This window comes from Methylobacillus draconifructus, assembly GCF_045984385.1.
Classification (GTDB): domain Bacteria; phylum Pseudomonadota; class Gammaproteobacteria; order Burkholderiales; family Methylophilaceae; genus Methylobacillus; species Methylobacillus flagellatus_A.
On the sequence record NZ_JBJQIJ010000006.1, the window covers coordinates 45,101 to 61,526 of the forward strand.

Annotated in this window: 17 protein-coding genes; 1 reads left to right on the forward strand and 16 read right to left on the reverse strand. The window is 50.0% G+C overall.

The genetic code is table 11. The features are described from left to right. Positions 1-68: 68 nt before the first annotated feature. The 4 genes from trfA to ACKF11_RS12945 all read right to left on the reverse strand — a co-directional run bounded on the left by trfA (position 69) and on the right by ACKF11_RS12945 (position 2,540). Entirely contained in the window at positions 69-875 is an 807-nt protein-coding gene (trfA, locus tag ACKF11_RS12930; protein ID WP_407997378.1) for a plasmid replication initiator TrfA, read from the reverse strand. A 1-nt stretch (position 876) separates the two neighbouring features. Further along, the gene (locus ACKF11_RS12935; RefSeq protein WP_407997379.1) at positions 877-1,422 is read right to left on the reverse strand and encodes a hypothetical protein; all 546 of its coding nucleotides are present in this window, start codon (positions 1,420-1,422) and stop codon (positions 877-879) included. Between the two features lie 93 nt (positions 1,423-1,515). Continuing rightward, positions 1,516-1,974: an ankyrin repeat domain-containing protein gene (locus ACKF11_RS12940; protein WP_407997380.1), complete on the reverse strand. Its 459-nt coding sequence runs from the start codon at positions 1,972-1,974 to the stop codon at positions 1,516-1,518. Beyond that, positions 1,974-2,540, reverse strand: a complete 567-nt coding sequence (locus tag ACKF11_RS12945) for a hypothetical protein (RefSeq protein ID WP_407997381.1) — start codon at positions 2,538-2,540, stop codon at positions 1,974-1,976. The genes ACKF11_RS12940 and ACKF11_RS12945 overlap by 1 nt, the downstream gene beginning before the upstream one ends. A gap of 123 nt (positions 2,541-2,663) precedes the next feature. On the opposite strand from ACKF11_RS12945, the gene ACKF11_RS12950 reads away from it, so the two are divergent. Further along, entirely contained in the window at positions 2,664-2,864 is a 201-nt protein-coding gene (locus ACKF11_RS12950) for a DUF5397 domain-containing protein (RefSeq protein ID WP_407997382.1), read from the forward strand. 437 nt (positions 2,865-3,301) lie between these two features. Here the strand turns inward: ACKF11_RS12950 and ACKF11_RS12955 are convergent, their stop codons facing one another. The 12 genes from ACKF11_RS12955 to ACKF11_RS13010 all read right to left on the reverse strand — a co-directional run bounded on the left by ACKF11_RS12955 (position 3,302) and on the right by ACKF11_RS13010 (position 16,272). After that, positions 3,302-4,030, reverse strand: coding sequence for a nucleotidyl transferase AbiEii/AbiGii toxin family protein (locus ACKF11_RS12955; protein ID WP_407997383.1), 729 nt, complete (start codon positions 4,028-4,030; stop codon positions 3,302-3,304). Beyond that, the gene (locus ACKF11_RS12960) at positions 4,020-4,493 is read right to left on the reverse strand and encodes a helix-turn-helix transcriptional regulator (RefSeq protein WP_407997384.1); all 474 of its coding nucleotides are present in this window, start codon (positions 4,491-4,493) and stop codon (positions 4,020-4,022) included. Before ACKF11_RS12960 ends, ACKF11_RS12955 begins: the two co-directional genes overlap by 11 nt. 355 nt (positions 4,494-4,848) lie before the next feature. Beyond that, positions 4,849-5,265 carry a hypothetical protein gene (locus tag ACKF11_RS12965; protein WP_407997385.1) on the reverse strand — a complete coding sequence of 139 codons (417 nt, stop codon included), beginning with the start codon at positions 5,263-5,265 and terminating at the stop codon, positions 4,849-4,851. A gap of 17 nt (positions 5,266-5,282) precedes the next feature. Continuing rightward, on the reverse strand, positions 5,283-7,607 hold the full coding sequence (locus ACKF11_RS12970; protein ID WP_407997386.1) for a DotA/TraY family protein: 2,325 nt from the start codon (positions 7,605-7,607) through the stop codon (positions 5,283-5,285). A gap of 161 nt (positions 7,608-7,768) precedes the next feature. Continuing rightward, positions 7,769-9,520: a DUF2201 family putative metallopeptidase gene (locus ACKF11_RS12975; RefSeq protein WP_407997387.1), complete on the reverse strand. Its 1,752-nt coding sequence runs from the start codon at positions 9,518-9,520 to the stop codon at positions 7,769-7,771. 10 nt (positions 9,521-9,530) lie between these two features. Continuing rightward, on the reverse strand, positions 9,531-10,382 hold the full coding sequence (locus ACKF11_RS12980; RefSeq protein ID WP_407997388.1) for an ArdC-like ssDNA-binding domain-containing protein: 852 nt from the start codon (positions 10,380-10,382) through the stop codon (positions 9,531-9,533). Positions 10,383-10,434: 52 nt separating this feature from the next. Continuing rightward, entirely contained in the window at positions 10,435-10,662 is a 228-nt protein-coding gene (locus ACKF11_RS12985) for a hypothetical protein (RefSeq protein WP_407997389.1), read from the reverse strand. 11 nt (positions 10,663-10,673) lie between these two features. Beyond that, positions 10,674-11,615, reverse strand: a complete 942-nt coding sequence (locus ACKF11_RS12990; protein WP_407997390.1) for a hypothetical protein — start codon at positions 11,613-11,615, stop codon at positions 10,674-10,676. Continuing rightward, complete coding sequence (locus ACKF11_RS12995; protein WP_407997391.1) at positions 11,612-11,983, reverse strand: hypothetical protein; 372 nt, start codon at positions 11,981-11,983, stop codon at positions 11,612-11,614. Before ACKF11_RS12995 ends, ACKF11_RS12990 begins: the two co-directional genes overlap by 4 nt. A gap of 164 nt (positions 11,984-12,147) precedes the next feature. Then, positions 12,148-12,708, reverse strand: coding sequence for a class II aldolase/adducin head domain-containing protein (locus ACKF11_RS13000; RefSeq protein WP_407997392.1), 561 nt, complete (start codon positions 12,706-12,708; stop codon positions 12,148-12,150). Between the two features lie 89 nt (positions 12,709-12,797). After that, positions 12,798-14,819, reverse strand: a complete 2,022-nt coding sequence (locus ACKF11_RS13005) for an ATP-dependent helicase (protein ID WP_407997393.1) — start codon at positions 14,817-14,819, stop codon at positions 12,798-12,800. Positions 14,820-14,994: 175 nt separating this feature from the next. Further along, a complete protein-coding gene (locus tag ACKF11_RS13010) occupies positions 14,995-16,272 on the reverse strand; it encodes a replication initiation protein (protein ID WP_407997394.1) in 1,278 nt (425 codons plus the stop codon). Positions 16,273-16,426 lie beyond the last annotated feature (154 nt).

Below are 16,426 nucleotides of genomic sequence, written 5' to 3' on the forward strand. Positions count from 1 at the left end.
AATTCAACCTAGATTTTAATTGTGCAACTGGTGAAACAGGGCGTCTGGGTTTTCATTTTGCATACTCCCTATTTTGAAATTGCTCTAGCAACCACGAAAACATCACGCTTTGGATCGATGCAGAAGGATTCCAGGAACCCCAGCTCCACCAGCTCCCTACCCGCCTGATTGAGCTCCTGCCTGAAGTGCTTGAGCTGTTTCATACTGGAACCACACGCATACATGAGGGTTTCGCATTTGAGCGGCAGTGGCTTTTTGTGTGTGCTGTAGTTGAGGTGCAGCCACTTGGCCAGGGGACCAAGCTTGATCCTGGTTTGCCAGTCAAACTGTGAGTAGGCAGCCCAATCGAAAAGCGAGACGATCTTGGGATCAAACCATACTCTCCAGCTCCGCCTGGGCTCACCAGACTCATCGCGCCAGGAGAACCTGGATACCAGGCTGCCCGAATAACCTATGGAGCGCCCTTCAGCCTCTGTGGACTCGACCACCAAGGCCGTGGCTTGCAACCTGACCAGGCACTTCTTGAGCTTCTCTGTGTAGATTGAATTCTGGGACCTGCCCAGGACCTTGAGCATGGGGGTGGTCAAAAACTCAACCCCATCTTCAAAACTGGACATGCGCTGCAGGTGGATCAGCTGGAGGAAAACATCAGCATCATCCTGGCGCAGCTCGAAACCTGTGTAGGTGATTTTGCCCGTCTTGCCGTAAGAGGCAATTTCTTGGGATTCTAGGTATTCACGTTTGGTTTTGGTGGACCCAACCCGGAACAATGCTGACCTGGCGATGACGTTTGGCACGCCACGTTTATGATCCGACCAGATGGGAAGTGGTAACGAGGCCTGGCGATTGGCTTGCTCAGCTACATCTATGGCCATTCTAAGCAGCCAGCCTAAAACTCGGGGAGTGCCTCTTTTGTGGGGGATTCAGCGAACGCTGAGTTGCCAGGGCTTCAAATGCGTTTTTCATGGCCACCGCATCATTGAGAGCGTTGTGCCTGGGGAAAGTAATCGGGTCAAACTCTGATGCATACATGTCGGAATACATGTTTTCCTCATCGAATGAGGTGAAGCTTATGCATTCCACCTTGAATACGGCGCCTGAAAACTGTTCCAGGTACTGGACATCTTCAATGCTATCGCAGGTCAGGATGACATCTGCAGGTCTTGTGTTGTTGGCTTCACATAGATCCAGGATGAACTGAGTGATTTCACCACCAAGAATGCCCGGGCTCGTTCTTTCGCTTGGGTCTTTGGTCAGCAAAGGCAAAACCGTATCGTAGACAAATTCAGACTTATAGCCTGCTGCCGGCGCCTTGAACTCCCTGTAGAAGCTAATGGAAGCATCGGTACCGCCAACCATACCAAACGAAATTGGAGTATCTAAAACTGGATCGAATTCGAAGTCAAAAAACAAACGTAGCAAGGGAAAGCCCTCATATGATTACCAATTAATCTCGTATTATATACTAGATAAGAGGTTTTGTCAATATGAGCATGCTGGGAACCCTTGCCAGCACTAGGCTGCTAGGCCAAATGGGATCGGGATGCCCTTGTAATATGGGAGGTCGGTACCACGCGTAGTAACTGCCACGCCGTGGTCACTCAATAGCTGCAGGATATTGTCGACCACATCATCCTGGAGACCTGGGCTGGTTTTGACAGCTTGCACACAGGTATTGCTATCGTTATCAGTGATCAGCGGATCTGCGCCATGCTCCAGCAGGAAACGCACAGCTGAAGTCTGTCCACCGTAGCACGCCAGCATGAGCGCGGTATTACCCTGCTTATCCTGGGCATTGATATTGGCGCCTGCGATCAAAAGAGCTTCCGCAGCACCTTCGTACCCGAAACAGGACGCCATCATCAGGGAGGTGAAACCCCTATCATTGGGATGGTCGACCTTGGCGCCATCGGCGATCAACGCTTCAATATCACCGGCAGTCACCTTGGAGCTGTAATCATAGAGGTTGCGCATTATTTCAGCGCCTCAAGGTACCACTCACCTTCCATGAATTTTTTCACTGATGCCTTGTTGATATCCAGGCTGCGCATGCGAATCTGCCACAAGCGGAAACTGTATTTCCACCAGATAGTGCCCCACATGAAGGCGGAGCCGATCCCAACCAGCCAGGCAGTCAAGCTGCCGTACCAGGCGGCCAGAATCACAGATCCAAGCGCTGTGCCCAGTGCAATGCGCGAAGTCCACTTAAGGCTGCGCTCTATGGACACAATGGCTTCTTCCGTGACGCCACGCTCCTGGCAAATCTTGTTAAAGCTCTCATTGCGTGGTTCATGGTCTTGGCTGTACTTCAAGATCAGGCGACAGAAGGCGCGCCAAACTGTTTTGGTATCCGGAGAGTTCCAGAACTTCACCTTGGGCAAATACAGGGGACTAATACTGAAGGAATCCTTGACCATGCCTTTCAGCTCCTGGCGCTCTGGATTGAGCTGGATATCCGCACCTTCAATAATTTTACGGCGGATCCATGATAGCTTTTTTGGTGCCTGATGTTGCTGAACCTGGTTGTCTAAGTCACTCATATCGCGAATCCTATATTAGATAAGAGATATTATAGGTCGCCACACTATAAAAGTTAAGGAAATTATTTGGCCGGCGCTGCATTGCATTCATGGTTTCATTGAATTACGGCTAGCAACTCTAATATGCATGGAGTCATCGCACCGCCGTCCGTACCGGTCGGCAAGATCAAGAGCTTCGGCCCGTTCGGCCCGAAGTACGAGGTTGGTCAAGCCCTTCGCCAGTTGGATGATGGGGACTGGATGATCGAGGTCACGATGGTTGAAACGGGCGAGAAGGCGGAGTACCGCTGGACCCATCTGTCTGATGACCCGGATGCGCACTGATGTACGAAGTGGCTTTTGATCTGGTGTGGCTGATACCGAAAACCATCACCTCAGGGTGTGACTCAGGCTTACACCGAAATCGGTGCTGTGCTTGCCGATCACGGTTTTCGTCACGTTCATGGGAGCTTTTACGTCACCGACGACGAGAACATGGCGAATCTGTTCCTCGCCATCCAGGCGCCACTCGCCAAAATGTGGTGCCCGAAGTGCGAGATTTTGACGCCAAGGAAGGGCAAGCCGAAGGCCGTGCACCTACACGAGTCGCCAGGGCCACCAAAGAAATACGGGGCTGACATAAACACACTAATCGAGCTACTGGAGTCCGGACAGCTGTGAGCCTTCAAACACAGTCTAATCCGGATAGCCGGCTTTTCTAAACTACATATCGAATGACCCAAGGGGCAGCTTTCACCGCGACATGCATTGAGCTTTCCATGCTACGGCGTAAACGCTCTTTGCAATTCCGGAAGAATGGAGTAGTGACCACTTTCAATTGCAGAGATCATTCGCACTCTCTGCTTAGGAAGAATATCCAGGCTGATCAGTATATTGGGCAGGTTATTACTCTGAATTACATTCATGGCATCTTCATACGCACTTTTGATCACGCGATAGCCATAAGCATTTGAAGCCAGCCTAATAGACGCATCTGGTATTGGACCCCATTCCATCTGCATGCACAGTAAATCCAGGATATCTTTCTTTTGAGAATCTGCAGCGTTGCCACGATCGGCATTTGCAAGCAGCTTTTCTGCAAAGAGTGAAACGCGGGATAAGCTGGGCACAACAAACTCATTAATCCCACCGACCAGCTCAATCCTGGACTCTCGTATCACTTCAAACTTGATTTTGACACCATCAACCAGAATGGCAGTCCTCACACCATCAATGTCTGCCCGGACATCCCGGGCCAATGGTGGAACAACTCCGCCAATGAAGAAATCACCCAAACCACGATCAAACACTGATTCACGAATCGCCCTATATCCATCTTGGCTGGCCACCATGAAATCGATATCTACAGAGGTGCGATATTCGTTTAACAATAATGAGATTGCAGTACCGCCACCAAAAAATACTTCATTTCGCAGAAAATAATCCGCATCCATGCTGGACAGTATCCTGGCAATTCTCTTGTGGTGCTCACGATGATATTCAGGCTGCAAGATATACTCCATTTCCCACTGTCTTCTTTAACCTTTGAAACAGGTTCAATTCCTTGGGTACCATCGCATCGATATCAATGAAGCGAAATTGCTTCTCATACAGTGCATAGGCCTCTTGAGCAGTGATCATGACAGGCTTTTTAGCATTAACCTCATGCTTACGATCCCAAAGCAGGCTGAGTAACTGAGGATAAAGACGTGCGTTAATTTTTGGGCCTTGAGGATCAGGAGGCGCGACTGTTAGCAACTCATTCATCTTCTCAGTATTCAATAATTGAATTTCCAAAAAGTCAGCAATCAGCGCGATATTGTGTAAGGTGACATTCTTGCCATTCTCGATGTCCACCACAGTCGCACGTCGGACACCCACTTCCCTGGCAAGATCTTCCTGTGTCAGTCCAGCCTTGAGCCGCCTGGCCTTCAGTATTGTCGTCAGCTGCGTAATAAAATCATGAGTAAGCATCCAGACAATCTCCGTCTACCTTTAGTTAGTATATTGTAGCCAAAAAAGATCGTTTTGTCAATCATATAGATTACTATACATTGATGTATATGTACGTTATTTCGTACATTTATAGAATGAGCAACCCGCCAGTAGTGCAAAACCGCAATGGGAGCCGGTATTTAAGCGAGTGAATGCACCTTTAATACTGCCAGATAGGCCTCAGCAAAAATCCAGTGCAGGCTGGAAGATATAGAATGTTTTCTTATTGGCTACAATTGAAGCCAATATTGCTACCAATAAAAGCATGATGCCAAATAAACAAAAGCCCCTGCAGTCACAACTGGCAAGGGCTTTCGATTTGATTAAGGATTGATTACTCTGATTGCCTTTCACCTGGCCTGAGGGGATCCCAGGACCGACCCTGCTCATTACGACTTGCTAGGATTTTTTCCAATTCCGCCTGCGCAAATTCGTTAAATACCTTGTCCCGATTTTTTTTGTCCAAAAGTGGGTGATTTGGCTGAGTCTTACGCAATTCCCCCAGCAGCAAACGTACAACTGCTCGAAGGCCAGCATCATTAGATTTACGCTCAATGGCTACCTGAACAGCCTCATCCCGATTCGCTACCAAGCCTTTAACTTGATCCTGCAGCTGCAGGGCATAGTCGTGCCAGTAGTCGATAGAATTGCCTTCCCGAGTTTCTATTGTTTTTTGGGCAACAGGCTTTTCCAGGTGGGGGTTGTAGGCAAACAACCCACCGATACCAGTATCTATTTTTCGACCGAACATCCTGCAGTTCCCTTCAGTTAGAATTTGTTATCTGGTTTCGTAGCCCCTGGACTCAGGGCCGCATTGTTCTTTTTGCTATTTTTATCATCTTGCTTAACCTTGCCAAGACCAGCTGCAGCCGAAGCACCTTGACTCATTTGATGCGCTTGACCTCTCATCACCATCGCTGCAGCCACAACCTTGTCATTGTGTTGCTCAACACCGATAGAGTCATCGTCGCGACCACCAACCCATTGAAGGATCGCGTCAGGCACAGTTTGAACCAAACGATAGCATCCGTAAACCATCATCAGGCTGATAGCGGCATACAAAAGACAACCAACAACCAAACCAATGATGCCTGTAGCTGAGGTTACTTGGGCACCAGCGAAGGCCACCATGTACCCTTTGGCCAATATGGTGTCCATTGCAAACATGATCGCATAGCTACCGAACATTGCCAAAATAGTCAGGCTAGGCCTCAGTGTCACCGACATCAACAACACATAACCATTGGAGCCAGAACCAAACGCTTCATGGCCATCAGGCGTTGCATGTGAGATCGCCCACAGGGGTGATGCAATCACAGCAATAAAGAAGCTTGTCAGCCAGCTCATGACGGCGAACAACATCAGGATAAATGGCACCATCGGGAAAATGTACGCCAGCATCGCTCCCGCAAGGAATAGGACTGATATTGCAGAGTTTATGAAACCCATGACGCCGGACATCATGCCGGCCATCTTGGCGTTGCCATTTTTGCCACCACTCTTCAGTTCGCTCAACTTACTAGCAATCTTCCCACCCCTGCCAGCAGGAGTAAGGCTGGCCACAGTCTGGGCACCAGTTGCGAGGTATGCTGCATCGATCATCAAATGACCAATAGCCTGAGAGCGTGACATTGGGTCACCAGTGCTGTTGAGGTAGCTGATAATGCCGTTCTGCATATTCAAGAATGGGTGCATCACCGCACCGGACAAACCGGTACCTAACATAAACTCGCGCTCTTTGTCTGCACCAGAAACCAGGGAGTCGGCCAGCTTGGCCACATCCTCTTCAGCACTGCTGATGGTCATGGCAACATTTTCCAAGTAATTGTTACCAATCCTTGGTTCTGGGATATCAGATTCAACGTTGTTTGGTGCTGAGCGAATGATGTCATTGGCAGCAGCATTCATATGGCCGATACGCGCATAGTAGGCGCCGGCCATTGCCCAGCCATCCTTGGTCACGTTGGCAGCAAAGTTACCCAGGCCCTGGGCATCCATGTGGGATTTGATCGTTGCAACGTTCTCTGTCAGCTTCTTCATGTACGCGTCCATCGCAGGCTTCATTTCAGCTGCAGATGGTGGCGCGCCCAGATCAATGCCTTGCTGGCCATAGCGGCGCTGAACCAATGGCAAAATCTTGTTGTAGGCTTCAATCAAGCCATCACGCTGGGCAAGCACGATATTGCGCGAGACACTGGAGTCAAACATCATGTCGACACGGTCAACAAGATTTGCAAAGCCGGTGCCGGTGGAGCCAGAGGCTTCATACTGGGTAGCGATAACGTCACCCACACCCCATTCGAATTTGCCGCAAACCTCGTTGCTGATGATGTTGTCACCAGAGTAGCCCATACGCAGGCCATATTTCTTGAATGGGGATGTCAGCTTCGCTGGCTCATCACCATAGGCTTCAAGCGATACTTCAGCACCTGTGGGGTAACCTTCAATATTGCCGCTATTGCGAGAATTCTGGATCTCACGGTTGTATGCCACCGCACATGCAGTGCTGACATACAGATTCTTCATGAGCTCATAGGTGTCACGGCTGGGCTCAGGTGAGGAGATAAACCCACCATTCTTGGCGAGACGTTCTGCAGCTGCAGATAACATCATATCGGCCATGCCTACGCCCTGGATGGCAACCCAAACCACCAGCAACTGGACGGCAGAATAACCCGCGACGATCGGGCCGGTCATGCCCAGGCCAATCGTGGCACGCGCTGGGATCCACATCGTGGACCATTGACGGCCGAGCACTTCACCTTCGTGAGCAGACTTCAGCACACCCGCGATGATGATGTAACCCACGATCACGGTGCCAATGAACATCATGCAGCCGTTCCACACCGTCATGATGTCGGAAAGCACACTTGTTACCGCCTCACCACCAGCCAGGCCTGTAATCTTGCCGATCGCCTGGAGCGAGACATCACTGTCAGGCGGAGGTGTAATGCCTGCAGCATTGAGATCAATCGCAAACGCGGCTATAGGGTAAGCAGTTGCCCCCAGCAGGGCGAGAATCCAAATAGATTTCCCCCGGAATGCAGCTCCAACACTACAAATGTTTTTCCACATGGTTTTTAGCATTTTCATCGGCTCACCTTTGGCAGCACCTGGTATAGAATATCAACGTGCAGAAATATTAGTTTACATCGCTTATATAGTACCATATACGAGATTAGGTAATCCAGCAAGTTTAATGGCGACACCCACAAAAAAGCCCGGTTTCCCGGGCTTTTTCTTTCAATCTATCTTTACTGTCCAGCTTTCCGAATAGGCGTAACCTTCACCTTATCCATAGTGAGATCAATATCCTGCCGCTCTCCCATGGACACCACTGTTGCGTAGTCTGAAACAGCATTCGCAAAGTGATCATTGTATGTACCAGGGCTAGCCAGATACAGGAAGTTCTTTGGCAGCTTTTCTGGCAGATTCTCACGCAGTGGAGGCGCGTCACCCAGGTCAGTGAAATAGAGCAATGAGCTCATCTTCATGCCTTTTTTCACGCGGCTCAAAACTTCAGGCGAATTGAGCGCCATATTGATGCCCATGGTCAGGCTGGTACCACCACCGCCACGGATAGCAAATGCATCCTTGATCATCTTTTCAACATTCTGTGGCGTGATCACAATCGCATTCCCACGAATGACCGTATCAATATGCATAAACACTACATCAGGAGCACTATTGCGGTTCGCTTGCAGTAAGCCAAATATCTCGGAAGCTGACTCCAGACACCAATCAGGATGCATGGATCCAGAAGTGTCCAGCAGCGCCAAAACAAAGCTATTTGGCCTAGAGGGCACCCTGGCGCCCAAATAGAGCGGATTGGTCATGTTCATGTAAGCAGGATCGATGAAGTACGCATCACCAGGAACGTCCATCGAGTGAGTCGTGCGCACACCGTTACCCAGAATGGCTGTCTTGACTGATGTCTTCCAGCTAATCTTGGGCTTGTTGATCTTGCCAATAATTTGCTCAGCATAAGACTGGGAATGTGCACCAGGGGTGCGGTCACCAAGCCTTTGCTTATGGGCGGCCATTTCAGTGACAGCATTTTGCAGGGAGCTCATTTGCTGCTGCTCCTGCGCCTTGACCTTGTCATTGTCCAGCTCACCATCAGCGTTCACAGGCATCTTGAGCTTGTCGACAACATGGCCTAGCCCAGCACCACGGAGAACGCGTGCCAGCTGCTCAGGGGAAACAAGATGTTCCGTACCCATGCCGGCCGATTGGCCTTTTCCATCCTGAGGATCGCCACCATCTCCGTCCTGAGGCTCACCACCGTCCCCATCTTCACCGTCATCACCCGGGCTGCCAGATCCACCCTGAGACTTGCCTTGAGATGGCTTACCACTGCCAGGTTGGCCTTTCTGACCTTGCTGCCCCTTGCCCATGGCATCCTGGAGCGCCTTGATCATGTCATCCTCATTCTTCATGAGTTCCTGGCAGATATCCTCTTCACTGCGATGAGCATATTTTTCGATATCGCCTTCCTTAAAACCTATGCCGCACGCCAATGCGGCAGGCAAAGGTGCCAGAACATTCTTTTCAGGACTCTGGCTTTCCACAAAATCGCGCCTGAGTCGTGTATTGATCGAATAGTCTTGCGCAATGTTTGCGATATCCGCCGGGTATTCGAGGCAACGGAAAAAGTGCCTGAATGCGTTATGGGAGATTTCATGCAATGCTAGGAACAATGTGCCCTTGCGGCCATTATCATCCTGGAGGATTTGGTCCAGGAAATCGGTGCAATAGAAGATATTGGCGCCATCCGTAAAAGCCGTCGTACCAAAGTTTCTCTTGATATCAGGATGGTCATAGGCATACATGGGCACCGAGCGCCCGAAGATGCTCAACATCCCAAAGCGAGGCACGCCATAACCTGAAATGAATTCCTCGCCAACCAGGTAAGTCTTCATGTCATCCAGTTCTTCCTGGAAGCTCAGATTTTCATCCGAGAGAAGATATTGTTGGCGTTGCGCGACCGCTTGGGCTTGAGACATGTACTACCCCTTAGTACAAGGTTTTTGGAGAGCTAGGTAGCCCACGATTGCTGGCATCAGTATACGCTGTATTGCCATCCTTATGCTCATCAACACTGGCAGGTGCATACTGGTTGATGAATTGACGCACTTCCCAGGCCTGCCTGGACACAGAAAGCACCACTGCTGGGTTTGCCTCCAGGTGAGCAACAAGCTCACCCTTGCGCGCTGCCAGCTCTTCACGAACGACCGCAGGCACTGGGACGCCATATTCACTTGCCAGCATGCTGATGGCAACGGCATCCAGGAACTTGCTGCCAATCGTATCATTGGCCGGAATGTTCAGCTTATGCTCATCACGCGCCCAGGCAACCAGGCCGGCAATGACCAGGCCGACATTATCTGGGGTCGGGTTATCGAATTCCACATTGACTGTGTCTTCCAGATACAGCTCATTGTCGTTTTCATCGAATACCAGGTGCACGCCAGCATTCTTGGCCAGGTTCTGCAGCTCGATGCCAGAGAACAGGGCATCCTGAGTGCTGAGCGTAGGCAAGTTGTGATCCACTTGCGCCAAATTGAATACCGGCACGGCTGCTGCAGTATTGATCAGCTGGGAAACATCATCACCCTCGCCTGCTGTGCGGGCTTTCCACCAGTGCACAATGTGGGTTGGCTTTTCGCCTTCGCGGGGTGCCAGGCCCAGGTTCTGCAGGTCGACCGCAGAGGCCCAGCGGCTATCCTGGTTTTCATTGGCCAGCAGCATGTAGTTGATGTTGGCAATTTGCTTGCCACTGAGGCCCATAGGCATCAAGACAGCATGATCCACTTGCCAGGGCATCTGGTCACCCAGAATCTTGGCCAGCACGGCATTAAATGCCATACGCAGAGGCGTCACAGCATTTTGAGCTTGTTCATTCACGGCAGTTGTCATCTTAACGGTCCCCAAAATCATAAACCTGGTAATCGCTGGCGTCATCCACGCGACCGCGGCTTGAATGTGTACTTACAACCTTGCGTTTCACATTCCTGGTTACTGGTGCCTGAGGAATAAAATCACTCTCCAGGCCATCCAGGGCGAATACCTCGCCCATATCTTCAATGCCAAGGTAATCAGCCTCTGCCTTGTCGATGTCGTTCAAAACTGCATCAATGTCGATCATGAATTAACTCCCTATCGCAACTTAATACCAGGTGCCGGAAGGGATGCTTTGATATCAGCATCGAAAAGGCTTTCCTGTCTTTTAGCAATCTCCGCAGCAAACGCTGGGATCCTGCCCGAAATTTCCTCGAGCTCATTCGCGACTGGAAGAAGCTTCCTGTCGTAGATGTTGAACTCGACCTTCATTTCTTTTGAGACGTAACTGGCTATAGCGATTGCAGGCGCAATCTCAGTTACATGGCTGTATTGGTCCAACTCAGCCAGTAGGTCCATTCTGGCGAAGTAAGAAAGCTTGGTTCGCATGGAACCATCATGGAGCCTGTCCACCGATTTGGCAGACCCCTGGATATCCCGAATGCACTCTGCGCGCATGCCCAGCAACAGTGCCAGCAATGCGCAGGTATCGTTGTCGACCTCGCACTCAAGGGCTTCACCATCCTTGCGCAGGCGCTTGAGCATTTCAGCTGCACCATCAGTGCTGTTCACCACCACGCCATCCAGGTACCCATTGAATTGGCGCATGGCCAGGGCTGCCAGCTCTGGATCAGATGCATTGTCGAATATAGATTCCATCGCGTGCTGGATCCCCATTTCAGCGTTCTTCCAGCGCGTGACCATGCGCTTATTGAATTCTTCAGGGGAAATGAAGGTGTAGACCAGGTGATTGATCGTGTCCTCATAGGACTCGATGAAATTGAACTTGTGGAGCGCAAGCGCCCATTGGTACGCCAGGCCAGAGCGGCTGACATTTGGATCAACCACGATTTTGACGCGATTGGAGATCTGGTCCAGCTCAACCGAGGGAGCATCACCCATAGAGAGCAGGATGCCCGACCCCAGGATAGCTGGATTCAAACCAAAGCTATTGGCGATCTGGTATAGACCAGCGCTGATTTCAAGCTCCATGCCGTCAGGGAAGCCTGTGGACTGGAATCCAAAATCACTTACCCTCATTGCATGACCACCTTCCCAACAGGCGTACCCACCGGGCCATAAAGCATAGTATCCAGGTGAGCCCTAAAGCAATTGCACGCTTTTTCCATATTATCCTTGAACAGCAAGCCCTCTGACTTGGTCACCTTGCCATCGAAACTCAACCTAACCATCTGGACAGTGCGGCCACGATAATTCATGGACAGCACAGCCACTACCGAGGCACCACGGATCTCAATGCCTGCTGTAATAGCCTGATCATTCGGTGCAATCTGCCAGTTAAGGTCCATGCTTTGGAATGGAACATTCGCAGGCAGGCCTACAGTCAGGGCAAAATTGAACGCCCTTCTGTAATCCAGCACACTTCTTGATTGTTGACCATTTCCCATATGATTTCCGATCATCTGCAAGGGTGACCTTAGTTGTTTTATATTGTTTATATTATACCATGTTCGCAATATGGCACAACGGGATTCAGGGCAGAATAAATTTTTATGCGCACAAACAAAAAAAGAGAGGAAAACCTCTCTTTTTTTAATTGCCTACCGCTGAGTTATGGGCGCGGATTCTGGCGACGGGATTCCTGGTGCTCTTGCTGATCCGCCACGCCACCATCATCAACTGGCTGCTCTTGTTTGGGCGTGCCACCCACGATCTTGGTAGTGAAGCCCAGCGCTTTAGCCAGCTCTTCATCATTAACCAGGCCTTCGGTGGCATAGCCAGATGCCACAAAGGTTTCACCAGTCTGGACATTCTTGAGGTTGGCCAGCAAACGGGAACGATGGGTTTCAGTGACAGGCTCGCCCTTGTAGGTGTTCATGCCCTGGCCTGTGCCTTCCAGCAAACGGGAGTAATTGCCACTGCCATCAGGTACATCAGCACGCAGGGAGATGAATGGCAAGTATTCCTTGCCTTCCTTGGTGCCACCGGCGATCAGCCAGCCCACCACATAGGTCTTTTGGCCATCCTTGTTGATATAACCTGTCACATCAGGCATATTTTCCTTGGACTTGTCCAGGTTCTTCCATAGGGTCAAACCAACATTAGCGTCACCCGCTTTGATGCCAGCAGAAGAGCTCAAAAAAGGAGCTGCGTTTTTAGCGCCATTAGCCATTTCCATACCTCCAAATTAATTGATGGAACAATCAAGTGAATACCTACTAAACGCTTATAGTATATCACATAAGCATTTTTTTGGATATGTTACATCCTTGGGCCTGATTTCCTGAATGCTGCCAAGCCTCCGCCCTGCTGCACCTTCTTGGCATGATCTGGCAAATCAAACTTCCTCATCCTGCAGGCCGATTCAGGGATTTCCTCGATAAACCTTGATGGATCCCTTTCCTCGTTTTTTCCAAAGATATAGCGGTTGTTCGAGAAGCTGGCCACCAGGCTCTTTTTGGCGCGCGTGATTGCTACATACATCAGGCGGCGCTCTTCTTGCAGCCCACCGTCTTCACCCAGGGCGTTCTTGTGAGGCAGGCTGCCATCCTCTACACCATTCAGGAACACATGCTCGAATTCCAGGCCCTTGGATGCATGGATTGTCATCAGGGTAACGGCCTTCTTGCGGTTTTGCTGTCTTTCCTCTGCCGGAGCATCTTCCAGCGTAAAGGTGGACAGGAAACTGCCCATGATTTCCCGGGCACTCTCAGGAATAATATTGAGCTCATCCTCAAAGCGAGATGCCAGGCTGACCAGCTCCATCATGTTATTCAGTCGGTTTTCGCTGTCCTCTTCATTCTCATAGAATTTCAGCAGCCCAGACATCTCAATGACGTATTCAAAAAAATCAGGCAGGCTCATCTTGCCCATGGCCATATTAAATTCCATGATCAAGTCAGTAAACTGCGCGATCTTTTCATTGCCTTCATGCGCCTGGTCCATGGCCACATCCATATAGCTCTGCTCAGATAACTTGGCATACTCATAGATTGGCTGAAGGGACTTGGCGCCTAGGCCACGCGGTGGATGGTTGATCACACGATAGAACGCGGAGTTGTCTTCAGGCTTGAAGGCCATGCGAATGTAAGCCAGCACATCCTTGACTTCCTGCCTTTCAAAGAACCTTGTGCCTCCATGAATGACATAGGGAACCGCCATTTCGAGCATTTTCTTTTCCAAAGATGCCGACTGGTGATTCGAGCGATATAGCACCGCAATTTCACTATGCTTGACCCCACTATTCAGCAGATCCTTGATTGACCTGGCGATAAACTTGGCTTCCTGTTGATCATTGTGGAATTCAACCAGGCTAACTTGTTCACCTTGCCCTTGGTCGGTACGCAAAGTCTTACCAATCCGGTTGTCATTATTCGATATGACCCCGTTGGCAGCCTCCAAGATATTCCCGGTAGATCTGTAGTTCTGTTCCAGCCTGATGATATTGCCCGAGGCAATATTCTTCAGGTACTTGTTCATGGACTGTGGATCAGCCCCGCGGAACGCGTAGATGGATTGATCATCATCACCCACGGCGAATAGCTCAGCACTCTCCCCCTTAATGAGAGAAAGCCATTTGTATTGCGCTGGGTTCGTGTCCTGGAACTCATCCACCAGGATATGACTGAATCGGGCGCGGTAGTAATCAGCCATGCCGGCTGTATTCGCAGACAACGCCTCATTCGTCTTCATGAGCAGATCTTCAAAGTCCATGGCGCCTTCCTTCTTGCACGCAGCCACGTACTTCACATAGACCTCTTCAACCAGATCGCCTTTGCGATTGGTTAAACGTCCACCGTGTTCTTTGATTTTCGAGATCTGCGCCACAATCCCACCCAGCGTCTCCTGGCGGATTTTAAGATCGTCATTAGTGACGTTCATATCCTTGAGGATGCGTTTCACCAGAGACTGCTGATCAGTAGCATCCAGAATGTGGAAATCGGGATTGATGCCGATCTTCATGCCAAATTGCCTGAGCATCTGGTTACAGATGCTATGGAAGGTCCCTACCCACAGATCCTTGGGAGGCTCACCCAGCATCGTGGCAATACGCCCCTTCATTTCCTTGGCCGCTTTGTTTGTGAACGTCACAGCCAGGATGTCGTTTTGGTCCACGCCTTTCTTGATGTTATAGGCAATGCGACTGGAGAGAACCTTAGTCTTACCCGATCCAGCGCCAGCCAACACCAACATGGAGCCAGGCGTGACAACCGCTTTGTATTGCTCGGGATTTAAGCCAGTCAGAAGATCTTCAATGCTGGGAACAGGCGTGGTAGTCATCATGATGAAAGACCGCTATCTAGTATTAATTGCTTATATTATACCACATAAGCGACATACCGATTTTGAGCAGTGTTTAGATGGGCATTTGCCCGGGTAAAACCAAATCATCACATGATAGAAAAGGGGAATGATGTGAGAATTTGGTATGACACCAAATCCTCACACAATGACAAGATCAAACCAGACCGTGAGAGATGATGTATTGGCGTACAGCAACTTCAACGCGCTTGCTGGATAGCCCTTTAGATTTGATGTCTTTGGTCATCATGGAATTGCCGCTGTGCTCCTGGGCGACCAGGGAAAGCAAATCTGCCAAAGCTTGGGCATCAAGCCCTTCCAGATACTCTGCAGCAGCCTTGTCGGCCGCAGTCGGATTCTTCCTGGGAGCTGCTTTGGGCTGATCAAAGTCCTTGGTTCTTGCTTTGGGCTTGGATTTAAGCTCAGCTTCACTGAGTTTGTGGCCTTTCTTGATCGCTTCCAACAGATAGAGCGCTGGGTATTTAACCGTGGTTTTCTGCATGCGGTCGCGTGTGAAGTGGACTGCATCCAGTATCCTGGCATCCGTGTAGGTCTTACGGTTGGCCATGATGTCGTTGAGATTGTCTTGGTTTAGACCAAACTCCGTGACCAGGATGTCATAGACTTCTTTGAGATCGAAGCGCACGCCACGATACAGGTTCAGAGCTCCATTCTCATTCCTGGTGACCTTGAATTTAATATGGGTGATTCGCCTGGTACCTTCAGTGCACTTTGTCTCCAATGTCACTGAAATATCAGTCAGTTCATTGATTTGCTCAATGCTTGGTGTCAAAACATACCGCTTGAAATCACCATACTTTTCCAGCGTCTTGACCCCAGAGGCGCCTGCGTACTCGCGCGCGTTCTCAACCGTCATCCACTCGGTACCACCTCGGAATAGCATGGAATTCAGCTTCTCATAGAGGGTCAAGGCGTACTGGCTTGTCAGGGCTGAGGAAATCCGCAGGCTCAGCATAGTGTAGGACTCTGGGTTCTTCACATGCTTGATCACATCATCTGGGACCTTGAAAGCCACCTTGCCATTGGCAATACCCGCTGCACCCAGCAATGGGACTGAAGCCCAGCTGTCTTTATCGGACGTCTCCCCGATGACCTGAACCTGCATTGCAGACTTTTGGGCATCTCGAAGTGATTTCTTGAGGTGGCTGAGATTGTTGGATTTATCGAAGTTGATGAGCCACTTGAAGTAATCCAGTTCTACAAGGTAGGTGCCCTTCTCATCGGGATGCATAGTGCTGGCGATGTAGAGGGCAGCATTGAGAGAGCGTCTGGCAATTAACCCAAGCTCTGATAGGTCTATCAGTAGGTTGTTCTTTGCAAACGAAATATCGACGGGGCTTTCGGTAATACTTCTACCAGTTAGCTTCAATTCATCAAATATTTGGAGCGCAAGTTGTTGTGATTGCTCGGCCATAGACCGGACATTAGGCCGATTGATTATGGGAGTCAATGCCAAATACTCACATAATAACGAACCTCTTGGTTTGAGATTTTGGGGAACTTACAGCAGGGGCTAGCTATTTAAAAAAATCAGCAAGCTATTATGAGCGTGTAACCCACTGATTCTA